The following is a 20,509-nucleotide window of genomic DNA, read 5'->3' as shown; positions in this document are numbered from 1 at the left end:
AAAAACAACAACGCACGGGCAAAGCCTGGCGTGAATAGGGAGAGGAATACTATGAAAAAATCTCAATTGCTCGCCGCGACCGCGCTTACCTTGCTGGCGACCGAACCGGCAGCGGCGCAGGCTGCAACGACCACGTCAGTTCAGAACGCTGAGCCAACTAAAGGCCCGGATCAGAAAGCGACCGGGACCAACGCAAACGTCCCGCAGGTTCAAGGTGCGACGGACGACATCGTCGTCACTGCGCAGCGCCAGTCGCAGCGTCTACAGGACGTGCCGATCGCGGTATCTGCGTTTACCGCTGAGAACATCGAACGGCAGCAGATCGTCAACCCTACCGCGCTTCAACAAACACTGCCCAACGTCACCTTCACCAAAACGAATTTCAGCTCGTCGAGCTTCACGATCCGGGGCGTCGGCGACCTTTGCACCGGTCCGACATGCGACGCCGCGACCGCAATCCACGTCAACGACATGCCGTTGGTTACGACACGACTTTTTGAAAGCGAATTCTTCGATCTCGAGCGCATCGAGGTTCTGCGTGGGCCGCAAGGTACGTTGTTCGGTCGCAATGCGACCTCTGGCGTGGTCAATTTCATCACAGCCAAACCGGACCTGTCCGGAACCCACGCAGCTGGTGAGTTCGAGTACGGCAATTACAATTCAAAGCGCGTCAAAGGGATGTTCAATCTACCGATTACCGACACGATCGGCATCCGCGTCGCAGGCACCTATCTGAAGCGCGGCGGCTTTACAAAGAACTTGTACGACGACAGCCACATCGACGATCGCGATCTTTATTCGGTGCGCGGAACACTTTCCTGGGAACCAGACAGCGACACCAGGCTTGACCTAATCGGCTATTATTTTCGAGAAAAGGACAACCGGTCGCGCATTCAAAAACAGCTGTGCCATCGCGACCCCACGGTTGTGTAACGCGAGGTCTGGAAATTCGATCGGGTCGGGATTTGTAAGTTGGTGCCGGAGCATGCCCCGGCACCAACTGCCCATCTTCGGCATTCCATGGAGTTGCAACACACCTGTGGAGAGAACGAATGGACAGCAAGCATGATACGGCGATCGATGCAGTACTGGAACAGCTGATTGAACACGGCCCCGAGGGCATCGCCGCGGTGTTCGCGCGGACGTTCGAGATGGCGATGCGGATCGAGCGCGAGCGCTTCCTGGGCGCAGGACACTACGAGCGCACGACCGACCGGCGGGGCTATGCCAATGGCTACAAGTCAAAGCGGATCGACACGCCGGCAGGTACGGTGAACGTGGCGGTGCCCAAGACCGCCGGCCATGGCGCTGAGCCGTTCTTTCCGCAGTCACTGGAGCGCGGCTGTCGCTCGGTACGCGCGGTGATGCTGGCGGTGGCCGAGATGTACGTAAAGGGCGTCTCGACCCGCCAGGCCGAGGCGGTGCTGCGCGAATTCGGCATCGAGAACCTGTCTTCATCCCAGGTCAGCCGCGCCGCAGCCCTGCTCGATGAGGAGCTGGAGGCATGGCGCAACCGCCCGCTCGGTGAGATCCGCTACCTGATCCTTGACGCCCGGTACGAGAAGATGCGTGCAGGCGGCGTCGTACGCGATGCTGCCGTCCTCTCGGCGATCGGCATCGGCCCCGACGAGCGGCGCCGGGTGCTGGGCGTTAGCGTCGCCCTGTCGGAAGCCGAGGTCCACTGGCGTGGCTTTCTTGACGACCTGGTCGCACGCGGCATGCGCGGCGTCGAGTTTATCGTCTCCGACGATCATGCCGGCTTGCGTGCCGCCCGCCGCGCCGTGCTCGGCGCCGCTACCTGGCAGCGCTGCCAATTCCACCTGGCCGCAAACGCCATCCACCACGCTCCCAACACTGTCATCCGCGAGCGCATCGGTACCGAGCTGCGCAGTGTCTGGAATGCTGCCACGCTCTCCAAGGCCCAGGTCGCGCTCGATGAGCTCGTTGCCGGCTACCGTGACACTGCCCCCAGTCTCGCGACATGGCTGGAAAACGCCGTTCCCGAAGGTTTGGCTGTGTTTACGCTGCCCGAGCATCATCGCCGACGCTTGCGTACTTCGAACCTGATCGAGCGCGCCGTCCAGCAAGAGCTCAAGCGACGCACCGTCAAGGTCAGGGTCTTCCCCAACGACCAGGCGCTCCTGCGCCTCGTCTCCGCTGTTCTCGTCGAGATTGACGAAACATGGGTCAGCGACAGCAAGGCCTACATCAAGTGGGAATGCCGGAATGGGTGATCACGCCCCGCAGCAATTTCCATACTTCATGTTGCACAATCGACCCCACCGGGGTTCTCGGCTGCTTGCCCGACACGCTGCCTAACGAAACCAGCAACGGTAATGCGTCTCTCGCCTCGATATTCACTTCACGCGAGTTTCTGGGTCTTCGAAGCACGTCCCTTGCACCGTTTGGGCTTCTGAGCATCTATGGTCCGGATTCTTATGTCGGCGTCATCAACCCAACCGACAATCGCACCGTCAATGTCGATTTTACTCCTACCTATTTTGCCGATGAAGAGCAGTACACGGCTAAATTCTATCACAACTTCGGTAAGATAAAGCTGAACTTCACGGGTGGATATACGAGGAACAGCGTAGACGCACAGACCGATTATAACCTCGCCGTCGAGAACTCGTTGATTAACAATTCCGGGCTGATTGCACTTGACGCGCTTGGACGTCCAGGCGGTCGCGCAGCCTTTCTAAATGGGGTTCGCACCACGTTGATACCTAACGGCCCGAATGGTGGGCTGTGCCAATCAGCAGCGGACTCCAATAATGTCGGTATTTATGGTGGTCACGGCATCGGCTGCTTCCCACAAAGTATCGATTTTGATCGAGCGCGGCAGGCCAATCGTCAATATTCGGCAGAAGCGCATATCGACAGTTCGTTTGATGGGCCATTTAATTTCTTATTTGGCGGAATATACGTCGACCACAAGATCACGCAAAACGATACATTCATCAATGCATTTGGTCTCGATTACGCGTCGGGAATCTTGGGCGGGGCCAGTTCACAAGCTATTCCGGAAATAAACGGTAACGCGTTCTTGGCCACACCATTTTTCCGCAATGATTCGGATGAATTTCACCTCAAATCGTATGGTATCTTTGGCGAGGGTTATGTTGCGATCAACGATAAACTGAAGCTTACGCTTGGCCTTAGATACAATCACGATGCCAAGAGCATCAACCAGCGAAATCTTCTGCTAAGCGTGCTGACGCCGATCGGAACGACATCGATCGAAGATGGGCCGAATTATGCGGCGGCCGATTACGACACGACGACACCGGGTATTCAGAAATACTCAGTGCGAAGCGTCGCATTCTCCCGACTAACAGGGAGAGCGGTCCTGGATTACAAAATCACACGTGATAATCTTTTATATGTCTCATACTCACGCGGGTACAAATCCGGCGGCATCAATCCCGCGCTTCCGGCTAACGTGAATTTTACCCAGACCTTCAATCCGGAAAAAGTCGATGCGTTCGAAATCGGCTCAAAAAACAGCTTCGCTAATGGAAAACTGCGGCTTAATCTCACGGGATTCTATTACAAATATAACGGACTTCAACTCGCGCGGCTCGTCAACCGCACCTCGGTCAATGATAATATCAATGTAAATATCTATGGTGTCGAGGCAGAGGCGATCATGCGGCCAGTTCCGGCATTCCTGGTCAATATCAACGCCAGCTATCAGCGCTCGAAGGTGTCCGACGACAAACTTTTGATCAACACCCGTGACCCGTCAGGCGGTCGTTCAGACGCCGTGATCATCAAGGACATCACCAACGCGTCGAACTGCGTCGTCACGTCGACGACGCCAGGAAACGCGGCTGCAGCCAACCAGTATGTCGCGGCCGTCAACGGCGGCATTGGGCTGCGCGCACCGGTCGCGATACCCTCCACGACGACTACTGGCACCTTTGGGGTTTGTTCAGTGCTCGCCAGCACAGCAGCCAACCCGTCAACCGGGCTGCGCGCGCTTTTCGCTACGCCGACCGGCGCGCTACCGTTCACCGTTGCCGATGGCATCCCGGTGAACCTTCGTGGTAACGAGCTACCCCAGGCTCCGACCTACAAATTCTCTGTAGGCGCTCAGTACACTATCGACTTCCGCAATGGCATGTCGCTCGTTCCCAGAGCCGACTTAAACTATACGGGCAACTATACGGCTTCGATCTTCAACGGCAATATCGACCGGGTTCGCGGCTACGAAGTGGTAAACATGCAGATCCAGCTGAACGGTCGAGACGACCGGTGGTATCTACGTGGCTTTGTTCAGAACCTGACTGCCAATGATGCGGTCACTGGCCAATTTACCGCCGACCAATCCGCTGGCCTGTTTACGAACATATTTACGATCGAGCCCCGACGGTACGGCGTTGCGGCCGGATTCAAGTTTTAACCTGTGGATAGACATTGAAGCGGAGCCGCACCAACTCAACTCCTACTTGCTCAAGCTCGGCTTGGAGCCAGGGAAACCAATTCGTATCAGGCCCTCCGTGAGCGGTATGCAGGACGATGACCCGCAATCCCTTTTGCCCCTGGCTCCCCATCGGTCCTCCGCAAAATGGCTTCACCAATATCTTGCCACGAACTTTCCCGCAAACGATCCAGACCGTGCGAAAACAGGTCTGGATGATTCCCTTGGCTGGCTGACCGGAGTATGCTGCGCTCATGTCATATATCCAGGGTCATGCACGCGATCAGATGCTGTTGCTGGAGCGCATCACAAAACGGGGGCAACCGGGTTTGAGCGGGTGGTAAGGCAAACGTCCGGATGATTGCCGAATTCTGATCCCGATCGTCGCCGCTGGTGTTCCCTCCTGCGTGAAGGTAAGGAAAACAGGTAAGCGAAACAACGTCAATCACCGCCGCTGTTTGACGGCTTTCTTGCCCTGAGGGGAACCTGCGCTTGCTCATTGGCTATGCCAGAGTGTCGACTGAGGACCACGAGTCTCGAGAGTGCTGTCCGCGACTGGCTTGAACTGGATCGGCCGCATCAAGCCGACGCAACCCTGACAACGGATCATCCCGTTCAACTCGACGGAGCTTCCAGCACGACATTTACAGGTGAAGCCATTGCGGCGCTTGCCGAGCATCTTCCGCCTGCAACCCTGTTGGAGGTGTGAACGATCATGGCAAAGCCAAGCGTCAGGTTCGATCGTGGTGACGGCTATTGGGTCGCCGAGCGGGACAGCATCGGGTTCACTGGAACCACTGACCTTGGTCCGTCGAGTTTCTGATTACAAGCGAAGCGTTGGCGGAGATGCTGAACCCGGAGCTGGAGGGAATTGACCCCGAAACCGCAATTGAGGTCTTCATCGAATTCGAAAGCGACATTCACCGCATTGCGCTGCGCGAATTCGTAAAGCGTCTTGGCGGTGAACCACCAATTTTGCTGACTGCGGCAGACGTTGCGATATGAGTTCAACGGCACGTCCGCGCTGACCGCCGTTAAACTGCTTCTGGTCTGCCCCCGCCACGCAGCTCGTATCGGCGGAGGCGCGTATTTCGCCAAAACCATTGATCAATGCCTCAGCCATTGATCTTGCGGTATCGCCCTGCTCATGGTCTTGAACGATCGCATGCAGGGGAATCTTTCCAACGGCGTCCGGCAGATGCTCGGTCGCATGCCGCAATGGCTTCGAGCCGATCTGTCATCGCGCGATGCGCTGCTGAAAGAGCGGGCCGAGGATGCATTGTTCGCAATGATCGTCGCCACGCTACGTGAACCTCCCGCCGGGGAGCCGGCTTCTTTACCCACGTCATCCAGCCCCACGGATACGAGCGCACAGGCTGCCGGGGTCTGACATGTCGGCTCGCACCAAACCCGTCACCACGCGCTCCCGGACGTTGAAGGCCGAAACCCTGGCAGCACTTGGCGCGGAACGCCTTGCCGATCTGATACTTACGCAAACCAAAGTCGATCCGGTGTTTGCGCGCACGGTTCGGATGGCACTGGCCGCTAAGAACGATCCTTCCGCACTCGGCCATGAGATCGGTAAGCGCCTGAAGACCATTCGCCGCTCGACCAGCTTTCTGGATTGGAACGACGTCCGGCCGCTGGCACGTGAACTGGATCAGCTGCGCGAAAATATCGTCGGACCACTGGCACAGCAATCCCCCGAGCTCGCGATCCAACAGATGCGAGTGTTCCTCAGCCTTGCCGAGTCCGTGTACGAACGATCGGATGACAGCAGCGGGTCACTGGGTGATGTGTTCCGCCAGGGCGGTGAAGATCTCGGCGCCTTGTGGGTTAATTCTGGCAACCGGAACCCGACCGCTCTTGCGACTGAAATCCTCTCACTCATCGAGGTTGACGGCTACGGTGTCTTCGATGAGCTACCGGAGGCGGCGTCACCTGCCTTGGGCGTAGAAGGCCGGGCTGCGATGCGGCGCATGTTGCTCGAACGTCAGGCTGCGCTGAGCGGTGAAGAGCGACGGCATTACGACTATAAGGTCAACTGGCTGATGCCGGCGCTGGCGGATCTCGACGACGACGTCAACGCCTTCATCGCCACGGTCGATCCGGAACGCCGCAACAGCCTTCTCAATGCGCGTGTCGCGGAACGGCTTATCAACCACGGACGAGCGGACGAGGCGCTGGAGTGGATCGACGCTCCAACCGATCGCGGCCACAACGAACGCGAAATGGCAGGGCTGCGTCTTCTTGCGCTGGAGAAGCTGAAGCGGACCGGGATGGCCCAGGCAGAGCGCCGCAAAATCTTCGAGCGCTGGCTCGACCCGGAAGTGCTTCGTGCCTGGTTGAAGGGCGTACCAGCGTTCGAAGACTTTGCGGCCGAGCGGGATGCCCTCGATTTCGTCTTGCGCCACGGCGAGCCGACGCTCGCTCTTGCCTTCCTGATTGAGTGGCCGGATTCCAAACGCGCCGGCGATCTGGTGCGTGATCGCGCCGATGAGCTGGACTGCAGGGACTACACGATCCTACGACCGGCCGCAGACATGCTCGCGTTCGACCATCCCGATGCCGCCACGCTTGTGTATCGGCGATTGGTTGACGGCGTGCTCGAGCGCGCGAGCTCCAAAAACTATCCCTACGCCGCGCGCGATCTGTTTTCGGCAGCGGCGCTGGCGGACGCTATTGAGGGCAGTTTAGTGTCGTCGCATGCGGTGTGGATCGCCGACTTACGGCGTCAGCATGGCCGGAAAATTGGTTTCTGGAGCCTCATCGATAAATAGATCGGGTGACGGCGGATTGACCCATAGGCCACCAAGCGCGATGCCTCCCGCTAGAACAAAACCATTTCCTCCCGCCTGGCCCTTTTCAACGGACCACAACTGCGGCCCAGTCATCTTTTCGGCGATATACCCGGCGGTCTCTTCCTTGAAGGAGGTGAGCGCCATACCCTCCTCACTCGGTAAACTGGGATCCTTCGGTTTTGAACGTACGCAAATGCAGTTCGCGCGTTCTACAGCTTTTGCCGATCATTTGCTTCTAATGAGTATATATAAGCAACTGTTATGACAGCCGTTTCTCTAATTAATTTGCAGATATATATGTCGCTTGGTCTTCCTTTGGGTATGGTCGATCGGCGCTTTCGCATCCTACCAAATGAGCGGGCGACGCCGTTGACGATACGCACGCTAAGCTGTCAGGAGCGTCAGGCGGTAGTAAAAATAGGCGCCATTCCTAAGCGGGGTGACTGCACGGGTTGGAGTAACGGGGTGGAAACGATCAGGCAGGTCAAGACCTTGGCGGATATTGCAGCGATCGTGGGCGTTACCCCCGCCACTGTGTCTCGCGCGCTGTCGGGCAAAGCCCGGATCAGTTCCGAGACGCGCCAGCGCGTGCTGGACGTCGCTGATCATTACGGCTTCCAGATAAACCAGACCGCCCGCAATTTGCGGCTTGGCCGTACAATGGCGATTGGTGTCGTCATCCCGCTTGGCCACCAGAGCGCACAGCGTGTTTCGGATCCATTCTACACAACGCTGATCGGCAACCTCATGGACGGGCTTGCTCGGCGCGAACATGCGATGCTGTTGGAAGCGGTGACACCGCATGACGCTGCATGGCTCGCCAATTTGTCGCGCAGCGGTCGCGTAGACGGCATCGTCGTACTGTGCCAGTCGGATCAGGATGCCGTGCTAAAAGCAGTTGGGCGGAACTATAAGCCGCTGGTAGTGTGGGGCGAAAGCGCGAACGAACCGTATTGCTGTGTCGGCACCGACAACCGGTTGGGCGGGCGGCTTGCGACTGAGCATTTGCTTAAAATGGGCAAGACGCGCATCGCTTTTGCGGGGATGACTGACATACCCGAACTTTACGCGCGCTATGCTGGTTACTGCGACGCACATGCCGCTGCAGGAATCAAACCCGGTCCCAGCATTCCCACGCCGCTGGCAGTCGACCCAGTGTCCCAGGCGCTCGTCGCCGATTTTGCATCGCAACCAGACATCGACGCGGTGGTCGCCGCTTCCGACATGATCGCGATGGCCGCGATCCGTGCCTTAGCCCAGCTCGGTCGCAACGTGCCCTATGATGTCGCAGTTGTCGGGTACGACGACGTCACGCTGGCTGCTCACATGATGCCGTCGCTGACCACGATTCGGCAGGATCTGACTGTGGCCGCAGAGACAATTCTTGATCTGCTGTTCGACCGGATGGCGGGCAAGGATACCGGGTCGGTGCGCATCCCACTGAGCTTGGTCAGGCGCCAGTCCGCATGACATGGTCTAGCTTGACACACCCCGGGTAAACGATTGCATAAGCAACGATCGACCGTGAAACTCGGAATCGAATGGGAGAGACGTCTTGAAGAACCGCCCCGCCATTGCTCTGGCTCTTGTCGCTGTGTCGCCGCTGGGCATATCCGCATCCGCCTTTGCACAGACTACCGTTACCGCGACCGCTAACGGCGTGGATGTCAAACAAGGCGCGATCACGATGCGGGTTGCGGCGATCAGCGATTCCATCCTGCGCGTCCGCGTCGCAAAAGGCGGTGTATTCGCAGAGGACGCAAGTTGGGCAGTTTCGCCTGAGGCACGCGCCCATTCCGTGTCGGCAAAATCGACTGTCAACGGATTCTCGACTGCGGCGATGGTTGTCGCGATCGATCCCGCGACTATGCGCCTAACCGTAACTGACAAAGCCGGTAAGGTCATCACAAACGACGCGATTGAGCCGCTGATGATACAGGGTAAGGGGTTTACGCTTCGCAAGTCGATGCCTCAGGCAGAGCATTATTTCGGCTTGGGCGACAAGACTGGCGGTCTCGACCGGCGCGGCAAGAGCTTCGTCGACTGGAACACCGACGCCTTTGGATTTTCCGGCAGCGACGATCCTATCTACAAATCGATCCCTTTCTTCATCGGCGTTGGCGGTGCTGGCGGCAGCTACGGCATCTTCCTCGACAACACGTGGCGCGCCTCGTTCGACTTTGGTCACCGCGAGGAGAATATCCTTTCGTTCGGCGCGCCCGAAGGCCCGATCGACTATTACGTGATTGCGGGGCCTTCGACAGCTGAGGTCGTCCGCCGCTACACTGACCTGACTGGAAAGGCACCGCTTCAGGCGCAGTGGGCGCTTGGCTATCAACAATCACGCTACAGCTATATGTCCGCAGACGAGACCAAGCAGGTCGCCGCCCGTTTGCGGTCCGAGAAAATTCCGACTGACGTGATGTGGCTCGACATCGACTTTCAGGACCGCAACCGTCCGTTTACGGTCAATACGAAAACATTCCCCGACCTAAAGGGCATGGTGAGCGACCTCGGTAAGGAAGGGTTCAAGGTCGTAACGATCACTGACCTCCATGTCGCCCGCGCGCCAAATCAAGGCTATCGACCTTATGACGAGGGAATGAAGGGCGATCGCTTCGTCCACAACCCCGACGGCAGTGTGTACGTCGCCCCGGTCTGGCCCGGCCCCTCAGTATTCCCTGACTTCACCCAATCGTCGGTGCGCGACTGGTACGGCACCTTGTTCCAAAAGCAGATCGACGACGGCGTTGCTGGTGCCTGGAATGACATGAACGAGCCCGCGATCTTCGAAACGCCGACCAAGACGATGCCGCTTGACATCGTCCATCGTATTGACAGCGACGGCTTTGCGCCGCGCACCGGCACACATGCCGAACTTCACAATGTTTACGGCATGCAGAACACGCGCGCGACCTATGAGGGTTTGCGCAAGCTAAACCCCGACGAACGTGCATTCGTCATGACGCGTGCCAGCTATGCGGGCGGGCAGCGCTATGCCGTGACCTGGACCGGCGACAATAGTGCGACCTGGGACCATCTGAAGCTATCGGTGCAGCAGATCATCAACATGGGGCTTTCAGGCTTCTCCTACGGTGCCGCCGACGTCAGCGGCTTCGCGGGGGGACCCAGCCCCGATCTGCTGACGCGCTGGTTCGAAATTGGAGCGTTCTACCCCGTATTCCGCAACCATTCCGCCAAAGGCACGCCGCGCGTCGAGCCTTGGGTCGACGGCCCCGAGCAGCTCGCGGTTCGCCGCCGCTTTATTGAGGAACGCTACAAGCTGATGCCATATCTTTATGGCCTAGCCGAACTGAATGCACGGAGCGGCGACCCTATCCTGAGGCCCGTGTTTTATGATTACCCCTCGGCGATCACGATGTCGTGCGACCAGTCGATGACCTTCACGCTGGGCAAGAGCTTGTTAGTCGCGCCACCGCCCAAGCCGGAATCGCCGCAAGCCTATGATGTGTGCCTTCCAGCAGGCGGCTGGTACGATTACTGGACCGGCAAGCGGTCGGGCGTTGCACAGGCGGACACTGAGGGCCAGATCCAGTCGGCGTCGCAGGCCACCGGAGGGGTGAAGACCAAGGGCGATATCGTCACTGAAACCCCGCGGCTTGACTACCTACCGGTGTTCGTTCGCGCTGGAACGATCCTGCCGCGCCAGCAGGTCGTGCAAAGCACCAGTGAAATCCCTAGGGGGCCGCTATCACTTGACGTATATCCAGGCGACGATTGCGCAGGCGACCTGTACGCCGACGACGGCCATTCGATGGCCTTTCAGTCAGGTGCGTTTATGCGGCAAACCGTGCGGTGCCAAGTGACCGCCAAAGGCGTGACGCTCGACTTCGAGACGCCCCAAGGCAGGTTCTCGCCGTGGTGGAAGCAGGTGGCGGTGACGGTCCATGGGTGGAAGGGCACTAATGCAGTAAAGAGCGGGGATCGTACCGTCGCGAGCATTGGCGACGCAAACGCGCAAACTGTCAGCTTTACAATCGACACACCAATGACCGCAACTCGTGTTGCCATTGCGCGCCGCTAACTGATGTGGCCGGGGACGCCCTCTGTGCCGATTTTCGAAAACATCGACCGGGCTTACTTCGAGAATGAGATAGTCCCCGCCGCCCGGCCGGTCGTGCTGCGTAGCCTCGTAAGCGACTGGCCAATCGTTGCCGCCGCAAAGCTCTCTCCCAATAAGTTCGCGGACTATGTAACCGCGGTGCCTGCTACTGCGCCGGTTAAGGCATGGTTCGGCGCGCCCACGAACGCGGGCCGGTTCGGCTATTCGGACGATCTCAAGGACTTCGACCACGAACGCCGCGAGGTGACGCTGACGGAGTTGCTCGCATACATCCTCGCACATGGCGACGATCCAACCGCCTTCTCCGCTTACGCGGGCGGCATCCCGATCGGCGCGACGATCCCGGCGCTACGCGCCGCATTGCCAATGCCACTGCTGGAGGAAAGTCGCGAGACGTTGGTGTCGCTCTGGCTCGGCACCCGGACGCGCACCGCCGCACATTGGGACGTGCCACAGAATCTTGCCTGCGTCGTGCTAGGGCGCCGCCGCTTCACCTTATTCCCGACCGAGCAGGTCAAGAACCTTTATGTTGGACCGCTTGACTTCACGCTCGCCGGTCAGCCGATCAGCCTGGTTGATTTCGCCGCGCCAGACCTCACGCGATACCCGAATTTTACCCATGCCATGGCCGCTGCCGAGGTCGCCGAACTCGGACCTGGCGACGCACTTTATGTGCCAAGCCTGTGGTGGCATCACGTCGAATCGCTCGATCCGGTCGGCGCCATGATCAATTTCTGGTGGCGCGATGGTCCTGACTACCTGATGACACCACTTCTCACGCTATTTCACGCGCTTCTAACCTTGCGGGAACTTCCCGAGACCGAGCGCGACGCCTGGAGAACGATGTTCGATCACTATATCTTCGGTACGAATGGCGATCCCATGTCGCATTTGCCCGAGGACGCGCGCGGCGTGTTTGGCGCGATGACGCCTGAGATACGTAAGCGGATCACAACGATCATCGCTGGCACGCTGCGGCCATGATGCCGTCGCGGCCCTTACGAAAGATCGTGATAGTCGGCGGCGGATCGGCTGGCTGGATGGCGGCCGCATCGCTTGCGACTGCGCTCGGCGAATGTGCGATCGAACTGGTTGAATCGGAGGAGATCGGCACAGTCGGCGTTGGGGAAGCGACTATCCCACCAATCAAAACCTATGTTCAGGGACTCGGGATCGACGAACCAACTTTCATCCGCGCTACCGGCGCCACGATCAAGCTTGGCATCGAATTCGTTGGCTGGCACCGCGAGGGCAAGCGGTATGCCCATCCGTTCGGTACCTATGGCATCGGCTTCGACAGCGTACCGCTTCATCATTGGTGGCTGCGTGAGCGAACGACGGGAGGGGGGGGAGCGCTCGAAGACTATTCGATGGCGTGGGCGATGGCTAAGCGAGGTCGCTTCGCGCATCCGGTTGCCAACCCGCGGATGGTTCAATCAACCTTCGACTACGCCTATCATTTCGATGCATCTCTGTTCGCGACATTCTTGCGTACGATCGCCGAAACGCGCGGCGTGGTGCGAACAGAAGGTTGCGTCATCGACGTCGGGCTCGATGGTGAATCAGGCGCCGTCACCTACATCACGCTATCCGACGGCCGCCGTATCGAAGGCGATTTCTTCATTGACTGTACCGGCTTCTCGTCGCGCCTGCTGGGCCAGGCGCTAGGGGTCGGGTACGAGGATTGGCGCCGCTGGCTGCCGTGCGACAGTGCCGTTGCGGTCGCTTCGGAATCGACCGCCGAACGCCCCCCCTTCACCCGCTCGACTGCGAGCGTCGCTGGCTGGCATTGGCGTATCCCGCTGCAACATCGCACCGGCAACGGCCACGTATTCTGCAGTGATTACCTAAACGCAGACGCCGCCGGCGACATCCTCCTCGCGAACCTCGAGGGCGAAGCGATCGGGGCGCCGCGCTTGCTCCGCTTCACGACGGGCCGCCGTGAACGTTTCTGGCACCGTAATTGTCTGGCGCTTGGACTAGCTGCGGGGTTTATGGAACCGCTTGAATCGACGAGCCTGCATCTCGTTCAGAGCGGTATCCAACGCTTCCTTGCGCTGTTCCCGGACCGGAGCAGTGATCCGCTCGCAAGCGCCGAATACGACAGACTCACAGGTCAGGAATATGCCCGTATTCGCGACTTCTTGATCCTTCATTACCATGCCAACTCGCGTACCGAGGGCGAACTTTGGCGCAGATGTCGCAATATGCCGATTCCGGATGAGCTCGCCTACCGCATCAAACATTTCCGTGCCGGCGGACGGCTGGTGTCGCCTGGAGCCGAACTTTTCGTCAATTCCAACTGGCTCGCGGTGCTGGTCGGCCAAGGAATCAATCCAGACGAATATGCCCCACTCGTCGATCAGCGCTCGCATGTGGACGCAAGCGCGAAGCTTGCCGCGCTGCGCCAAATTATAGCGCAAGCGGCTGAGTGCATGCCTACGCACGACGAATGGCTGCGCAGACTCAGCATTTGACGGGAAACGCCGTGTCGTTCCAGCCACACCCTCGGCATTATTTCGGTTTTGTTTCCAAGTACCGTTGCGCTTCCAACAACAGGAAGGGTAAACGATTGCGCATACCGTGCTCACGATCTGCTTGCTCGATAGAGAACGGTAAAGGGGAGGATAGTATGAAATATTCGAATTCGAAATATGAGCCTACATGCTCTGCGAATAGCCGCCGTAGCGGGGGGGGGCTGTCCTCCACGGCCAGCATTGCCGCACTTTCGCTAGGCCTCGCTTTTGCATCTCCAGCGTCAGCGCAGGCGACTTCCACCGACACTGGCAGCGTTCCGACAACCAATATTCCCAGCAGCGCCAACCCCCAGGCAACCCAAACGCCAGGTACCAGCGCTGAGCAGCCAGTCGAGCAGACCGGCGGGAATGCCACGCAGCTTCAGGCGACATCGATTGGACAGGCGATCGTAGCGGATCCCGCTGGCGACGACATCGTTGTCACCGGCTTCCGCGCGGCCATCGCCAACGCGATCGCCGAGAAGCGGAACTCTGACCAGATTCTCGAAAGCATCTCAGCCGAGGACATCGGCAAGCTGCCCGACAATTCGATCGCCGAGTCGATTGCTCGCCTGCCCGGTGTTACCGCGCAACGCGTCGATGGTCGGGACCAAGTTATTAGCGTCCGCGGCTTTGCGCCTGACTTTTCGACGACGTTGCTGAACGGACGTGAACAGGTGACGACCAACGATAACCGCGCTGTCGAATTTGACCAATATCCATCCGAGCTGCTCGGCCAGGTCGTGGTCTACAAAACGCCTTCGGCCGGGCTTATCGGCCAGGGCGTGTCTGGCACGATCGACCTGCGCACCATTCGCCCGATCGAATACGGCAAACGCGTGTTCGCAGCCAATCTGCGCGGCGAAGTCGTAACCAAGGGCAAGCTGAACGCCGGCAGCAAGGACAAGGGCTTCCGGGCTAGTGCGACCTATGTCGATCAGTTCGCCAACGATACGCTGGGTGTCACGCTGGGGATCGCCCACAGCGAATCGCCGAGCCAATTCGAGCGCTATAACGCCTGGGGCTATCCTCAGTTCGATGGCAACAACGCGACGTATGGCGCGCTGCAGCCCGACGGTACTTACAAAGTTCGCCCGGAATATGCTTCCGCGCAAGGCAAGTACGTGATCGGGGGCGCCAAGCCTTTCGTGCAGTCGAACGAACTGACACGCACCGGCATTATCGGTACCGTCGAATGGCAGCCTAATAGCGATTGGACGACGACACTCGACGTGCTCTATACTAAATTTAAGGAAGAGCAGAATTTACGTGGTATTGAGCTACCACTCTACTGGGCAAACGCTACGCTGGCGCCAGGCTACACCGTAACCGGTAACTCAATCACCGCCGGGACTTGGAACAACGTAAAGGGCATCGTTCGTAACGACTATGTAGAACGTAATGCTGAAATTCTCTCGGGCGGCTTAAATTCGAAATACACGACCGGCGGATGGACTTTCGTAGGCGACATAAGCTATTCGCGCGTCAAGCGTGACGACGTCTATATCGAGACCTATTCTGGCACATCGCGCGGCGTCGGTAACGGCCCATACGACACATTGGGCTTTCAGACTGAGTCGAACGGGATTACTACGTTCGATCCGACGTTGAATTATGCCGACCCCAACTTGATCAAGCTAACCAGCCCCCAGGGTTGGGCCGGCGGCGATCGCCCGAATGCGGTTCCGGGCGGGCAGGATGGCTTTTACAGCGCGCCGCACGTCAAGGACGAGTTGTACGCCATCCGCGGCAGCGTCTCGCGCGATCTCGGAGAAGGCTATGCCGTCGAGCTTGGCGCCAATTACACCGCGCGCAAGAAGCTGTACGTGCCGACCTCACTGTTCTTGTCGGCGCAAGCAAATATCGATGATCCGGCGCATAACACCAGCGTTGTTGTACCGGACCGCTACCATCTGGGCACTACCAGCCTCGCTTATCTCGGCATTCCCGGCCAGGTCAGCTTTGACCCGGTCGGCCTTGTAAACGCTGGCATCCTAACAAAGCTGGTAGCGGCGCTCGAGCCGACTGCTTACAATACATGGGATTTGAAGGAGAATGTCGCGACTGGTTGGCTGCGCTTCAACTTCAATACGCCGACGGCCAACGGCTCTTTCAGCGGCAACGCCGGTGCGCAGATAGTCTACACTGATCAGGCTTCCAGCAGCTTCTCGAACCTTACCGGCACCCCCCTCGTCAACGACGGCGGTCGGAAATATGTCGACGTGCTGCCCAGTCTCAATATGAGCATGCGCTTCGACGATCACAATGTGCTCCGTGTAGGCATCGCGCGGACCCTGGCGCGCGCGCGTATGGACCAGCTCAAGGCATCGTTCAACGTTTCACGTAATTCTGGGCAGGTTGGCAACCTCGATCCCTACCAGGGCTATTTTTCGGCCTCTGGCGGCAATCCGCAACTCAAGCCCTGGATCGCCGATAGCGCAGATATCTCTTACGAGCATTACTTCAACAAGGGTGCCTATTTCGCGCTTGCTGGCTTTTATAAATACCTCGAGTCGTATATTTACGATCAGAAGACGCTATTTGACTTTCAGAACTCGCCTACCATCGATGGTACGCCTGGCACTTCGATCGGGGTGCTAACCCAGCCTGTGAACGGAAGCGGCGGTACTATTTATGGCAGCGAAGCGTCACTAACCTTGCCGCTCAATCTATTCACCTCGTTCCTCGACGGGTTCGGTGTGGTCGGCAGTTATTCCTATACAAAGTCGAACATTCAGGCGAATCCCGACAACCCAACCCAATCGCTGCCTGGGCTGTCAAAACACGTCGCGAACGGTACCGTATTCTTCGAGAAGGCGGGCTTCTCGTCGCGCGGTAGCATTCGCTACCGCTCGGGATTCCTCGCTGAAGTGATCTCCCTCGGGCCGGGTGCACGCAACCGCGTGGCGCGCGGCGAGACCATCGTTGATGCGCAGATCGGTTACGAACTGCAAGGTGGGCCTCTTAAGGGCCTCGGCATCATCGTTCAGGGCCAGAACCTGACGAGCGCGCCGTTCGTCACTGAGGATTCCGGATCCGGCCTGATCATCGACTCGCAGGATTACGGACGCCGCTTCCTCGCTGGCATCGCCTATAAATTCTAATCTTGACCGCCGCTGGTGGACGAGCCGGCGGCGGTTTCATCGTAGTCAGAGCGCCATGCAAGCCTCGAATACGCCGAATGCCTTACGGACTATAATTATTGTTGGCGGCGGCACCGCCGGCTGGGTCACGGCCGCGATGCTTGCGCGTTTCGTGCCTACTACCACCCGCATCCGCTTAATTGAATCGGATGCGATCAGCACGGTCGGAGTCGGCGAGGCGACGATCCCGCAAATACGTTTCCTGACTGCCGCTCTGGGGCTCGACGAGAACAAATTGCTTGCCTCGACGCAGGGTACGTTCAAGCTCGGTATCGAATTCGTCGACTGGTCCGGTGTGGGATCGCGCTACATTCACGCTTTTGGTGCCGTCGGCCGCCAACTTGGCATCCTGCCATTCCACCATCACTGGCTGCGCGGTATCGATCTGGGTATTGCCGGACCGCTGGCCGACTATATGCCAACTGCGGGTGCCGTTACGGACGCACGGTTCGGAAGGCACGACAATGTTGCCTACGCATATCATCTCGACGCAACATTGCTCGCTCAACTGCTGAGCAGGGTCGCACAGGCAAGCGCCGTCGAACGGGTCGAGGGCCGTATCGTCGCTGTCCGCCGTCAAGGCGAGAGCGGTGATGTCGCAGGCGTCACGCTCGAGGACGGCACGCAGGTCGACGGCGACTTCTTCCTCGACTGTTCGGGGTTCCATTCACTGTTGCTAGGCGAAGCGTTGGGGGTCGGATTCGAGGAGTGGTCGCATTGGTTGCCGTGCGATCGGGCGATGGCTGTTGCCAGCACACCGACTGCGCCTTTACTACCCTATACGCGCGCCACGGCGAGGCCGGTCGGTTGGCAATGGCGCATTCCGTTGCAGCACCGGATTGGCAACGGTCTGGTATATCAGGCCGCCCATCTTTCCGACGACGAGGCGGCAGCGCGGTTACTTTCCAACCTGGACGGCAAGGCAATCGGCGATCCGCGCCCATTACGCTTTGCGACAGGCAAACGGCACCGCTTCTGGGAGCGTAACGTCGTCGCACTGGGTCTTGCCTCGGGGTTCATGGAACCGCTTGAGTCGACCAGCATACATATGGTGCAGTCCGGGATTGCGCGACTTTTCACACTATTTCCTGCCCTGGAGGACAACACGGCCGCTCGCGATACATACAACCGTCAGACTCATGCAGAATACGACCGTATTCGTGACTTCTTGATCCTCCATTATTACGCCAATGGGCGCGAAGAGCCATTCTGGCGGGGCTGCCGCGAGATGGCCATTCCCGAAACGCTGGCTGAGAAAATTCGTGGCTTCCGCACCCGAGCGCAACTGACGCAAGAGGAAGGCGACCTGTTCACTGATCCCGCATGGTTACAGGTGATGATCGGGCAGGGTGTAGAGCCAGACGGCTGGTCGCCGCTTGCGGAACGAGTCGACCCAGCAAGTCTCGTCAAGTTCCTGAGGGACGTAAGGACGAACGCGCGAAGGATCGCGGGCGCCCTGCCCCGCCATGCCGATTTCATAGCAAGTCACTGTGCAACTGCTGTGGATAATCAATGAAGCCATTTACGCCGGATGATTTGATCACAATATAGTGATAATATCCTAATAATAGGAGCCGCAGCTAGCAAATTGTCGATTTTATCTTTCGCAGACTTTGGCTCTCCCGATATTAATATCGCTCAGGTATGCAAGAAGACTAGACCGATACAGTTTTACTGGACCATGACTTTGACTAAGAGAGGCGTAGCACACAATGCAAAGTGGCATTTCGGGTCCACATCGTCAGCGAGCTGACGCTGTGTCGTTGGCTGTTTTAAAATCATGATTGGCCAACGCGCTGTTTCGGGGCGGGTAGCGTTGTTCGCGCTGCGGCAGGAGTCGAATGGCGAGCTTCGCCGGGTACTTCCGACAGTCACGCAAAGCATAGCAGCGCGAAGTTCGGCGCCAGCATCGCAATCCGAAATTATGCCGGGTCATCGCCAGACGTCAGAGCTGCAATGTTAAGCAAGATAATCAGCATTGCACTTGGCATGGCATTAACTACGTCGCTGTCAGCCAAAAGCAACACCCGCCCCATCGCTGCGACCTCAGCGTATCAAGGCGTACAGCACCCGGACTGGGTAAAGAACGCGGCAATCTATGAGCTTAACCTTCGCCAGTTCAGTCCCGAGGGCACGTTTGCAGCTGCTGAGCGAGGCCTGCCCCGTCTTAAAGCGCTGGGTATTGGGATTGTTTGGCTGATGCCCATTCACCCATCGGGGAAGGTCCGAGCCGTACCGCCGCTTGGGAGCCCTTATTCAGTACGTGATTTCCGAGACCTTGATCCAGCCTATGGCAGCCTTGACGATCTTCGCCGCTTTACGACTACGGCGCACCGGTTAGGCATGAAGGTCATCCTAGACTGGGTTGGGAACCATAGCGCTTGGGATAATCCACTCGTCGCTGCTCATCCGGATTGGTTCGCTCATGGTCCGGACGGCAGACTAATATCTCCGCCGTGGTTTAATTGGGGTGATGTCGTTCAGTTTGATTATCGCGCTACCGGCCTGCGCCGCTATATGAAGGACTCAATGGCATTCTGGGTTCGCGATGCGGGTGTTGATGGCTTTCGCGTTGACGCTGCCGGGCTGGTCCCGCTCGACTTCTGGGAGAAGACGCGGATTGCACTGGATCGAATTAAGCCGGTCTTCATGTTGGCGGAATGGGAAAGCCGAGACCTAAGCTTTGGTGCATTTGATGCGACCTATGGGTGGTCTTGGGCGAAAGCAATCGAGGCAATTGCTGTTGGACGCGGCAGTGTTGATGAACTCCGTGCTTACTACGCTTGGGATGCGCAGTTCTGGCCTGCGAATGCAATTCGCATGCTGTATGTTAGCAATCACGACGTCATCGCCGGCGGTACTGAGTTCGAGCGCTTCGGGCCTGCTCTTAATGCTGCGATCGCGCTATCTATTGCCAGCGAGGGCATGCCATTGATATTCAACGGCCAAGAAGCTGGCAATCGTAAGCGGCTAAAGTTGTTTGAACATGATCCAATTACATGGCATGAAGATCCTGAAGGGGCACTTTACGCGCGATTGCTTGCGGTAAGGAAGCAGCACAAGGCGTTATGGGCACGCCCTTGGGGCGGACGGGTTACCGAAGTTATGAACGACGCCGCACATCACGTCCTGTCCTTTTCTCGCTCGGTCGATGGCGATACGGTCTTGGCGGTATTTAACCTTTCCAAGGAACGGCGGTCCCCCCGACTATCTCTATTGACGCTGCCGGGCGGTTGGCATGACGCAATGGGCTCCTCCGTGATTCAAGGCGGCGGCGATGAGACGATTGATATGCCCGCTTGGAGCTATCGCTTGTTTGTAGGTGTTAAGTAAACGTGACAGGGGGTGATGGGCAGGGTCGTTCAGTTCTCCGGGTTAAACGGCCGAGCGGGGGAATCTCACAGGGTCGTTCAGTTCTCCTGCCTGAGCGGCCGCGCGGCGGACTGTCAGCTGGCTCGTTCGTGAGTCCCCAGCGCCACGGTCGGTGATTTTGCGAGCGCTGATGACGATCAAGGATTCCCAAACGGCAAGTTGTCTGAATC

13 protein-coding genes and 1 pseudogene are annotated in these 20,509 nt (G+C 58.4%); 13 read left to right on the top strand and 1 reads right to left on the bottom strand.

What is annotated here, in order from left to right; genetic code table 11:
• Positions 1 to 51: 51 nt before the first annotated feature.
• The 6 genes and pseudogenes from HMP09_RS09750 to HMP09_RS09725 form a co-directional block, all read left to right on the top strand.
• A pseudogene (locus HMP09_RS09750) lies at positions 52 to 930 on the top strand (TonB-dependent receptor); the annotation flags it as partial.
• Between the two features lie 122 nt (positions 931 to 1,052).
• Positions 1,053 to 2,234, top strand: a complete 1,182-nt coding sequence (locus HMP09_RS09745) for an IS256 family transposase (protein ID WP_176500201.1) — start codon at positions 1,053 to 1,055, stop codon at positions 2,232 to 2,234.
• Complete coding sequence (locus tag HMP09_RS09740) at positions 2,219 to 4,405, top strand: TonB-dependent receptor domain-containing protein (protein ID WP_232090168.1); 2,187 nt, start codon at positions 2,219 to 2,221, stop codon at positions 4,403 to 4,405. Before HMP09_RS09745 ends, HMP09_RS09740 begins: the two co-directional genes overlap by 16 nt.
• Positions 4,406 to 5,260: 855 nt before the next feature.
• Positions 5,261 to 5,428, top strand: a complete 168-nt coding sequence (locus HMP09_RS09735) for a hypothetical protein (RefSeq protein ID WP_176500199.1) — start codon at positions 5,261 to 5,263, stop codon at positions 5,426 to 5,428.
• Positions 5,429 to 5,570: 142 nt separating this feature from the next.
• Positions 5,571 to 5,813 carry a hypothetical protein gene (locus HMP09_RS09730; protein WP_176500198.1) on the top strand — a complete coding sequence of 81 codons (243 nt, stop codon included), beginning with the start codon at positions 5,571 to 5,573 and terminating at the stop codon, positions 5,811 to 5,813.
• Position 5,814: 1 nt separating this feature from the next.
• Positions 5,815 to 7,203 carry a DUF6880 family protein gene (locus tag HMP09_RS09725; RefSeq protein ID WP_176500197.1) on the top strand — a complete coding sequence of 463 codons (1,389 nt, stop codon included), beginning with the start codon at positions 5,815 to 5,817 and terminating at the stop codon, positions 7,201 to 7,203.
• Here the strand turns inward: HMP09_RS09725 and HMP09_RS09720 are convergent.
• On the bottom strand, positions 7,150 to 7,368 hold the full coding sequence (locus HMP09_RS09720) for a hypothetical protein (protein ID WP_176500196.1): 219 nt from the start codon (positions 7,366 to 7,368) through the stop codon (positions 7,150 to 7,152). The two genes, HMP09_RS09725 and HMP09_RS09720, sit on opposite strands and share 54 nt — an antisense overlap.
• A 117-nt stretch (positions 7,369 to 7,485) precedes the next feature.
• Between HMP09_RS09720 and HMP09_RS09715 the strand changes: the two genes are divergently transcribed.
• The 7 genes from HMP09_RS09715 to HMP09_RS09685 all read left to right on the top strand — a co-directional run bounded on the left by HMP09_RS09715 (position 7,486) and on the right by HMP09_RS09685 (position 20,300).
• On the top strand, positions 7,486 to 8,694 hold the full coding sequence (locus HMP09_RS09715; protein WP_232090167.1) for a LacI family DNA-binding transcriptional regulator: 1,209 nt from the start codon (positions 7,486 to 7,488) through the stop codon (positions 8,692 to 8,694).
• A gap of 85 nt (positions 8,695 to 8,779) precedes the next feature.
• Positions 8,780 to 11,269: a glycoside hydrolase family 31 protein gene (locus HMP09_RS09710; RefSeq protein WP_176500195.1), complete on the top strand. Its 2,490-nt coding sequence runs from the start codon at positions 8,780 to 8,782 to the stop codon at positions 11,267 to 11,269.
• A gap of 24 nt (positions 11,270 to 11,293) precedes the next feature.
• A complete protein-coding gene (locus HMP09_RS09705) occupies positions 11,294 to 12,292 on the top strand; it encodes a cupin-like domain-containing protein (RefSeq protein WP_197942425.1) in 999 nt (332 codons plus the stop codon).
• 56 nt (positions 12,293 to 12,348) lie between these two features.
• Positions 12,349 to 13,785, top strand: a complete 1,437-nt coding sequence (locus HMP09_RS09700; protein ID WP_232090166.1) for a tryptophan halogenase family protein — start codon at positions 12,349 to 12,351, stop codon at positions 13,783 to 13,785.
• A gap of 155 nt (positions 13,786 to 13,940) precedes the next feature.
• Positions 13,941 to 16,928: a TonB-dependent receptor gene (locus HMP09_RS09695; RefSeq protein ID WP_176500193.1), complete on the top strand. Its 2,988-nt coding sequence runs from the start codon at positions 13,941 to 13,943 to the stop codon at positions 16,926 to 16,928.
• Positions 16,929 to 16,983: 55 nt separating this feature from the next.
• Positions 16,984 to 18,483, top strand: coding sequence for a tryptophan halogenase family protein (locus HMP09_RS09690; protein ID WP_176500192.1), 1,500 nt, complete (start codon positions 16,984 to 16,986; stop codon positions 18,481 to 18,483).
• A 440-nt stretch (positions 18,484 to 18,923) separates the two neighbouring features.
• Positions 18,924 to 20,300 (top strand): alpha-amylase family glycosyl hydrolase, encoded by a 1,377-nt coding sequence (locus tag HMP09_RS09685; protein ID WP_176500191.1) that lies wholly within the window; start codon positions 18,924 to 18,926, stop codon positions 20,298 to 20,300.
• The last annotated feature ends 209 nt before the right edge of the window (positions 20,301 to 20,509 follow it).

The sequence above is a fragment of the Sphingomonas sp. HMP9 genome (genome assembly GCF_013374115.1).
Taxonomy (GTDB): Bacteria; Pseudomonadota; Alphaproteobacteria; order Sphingomonadales; family Sphingomonadaceae; genus Sphingomonas.
Note: the sequence above shows the minus strand (reverse complement) of the source record. Positions and strands in the feature narration are given on the sequence as shown.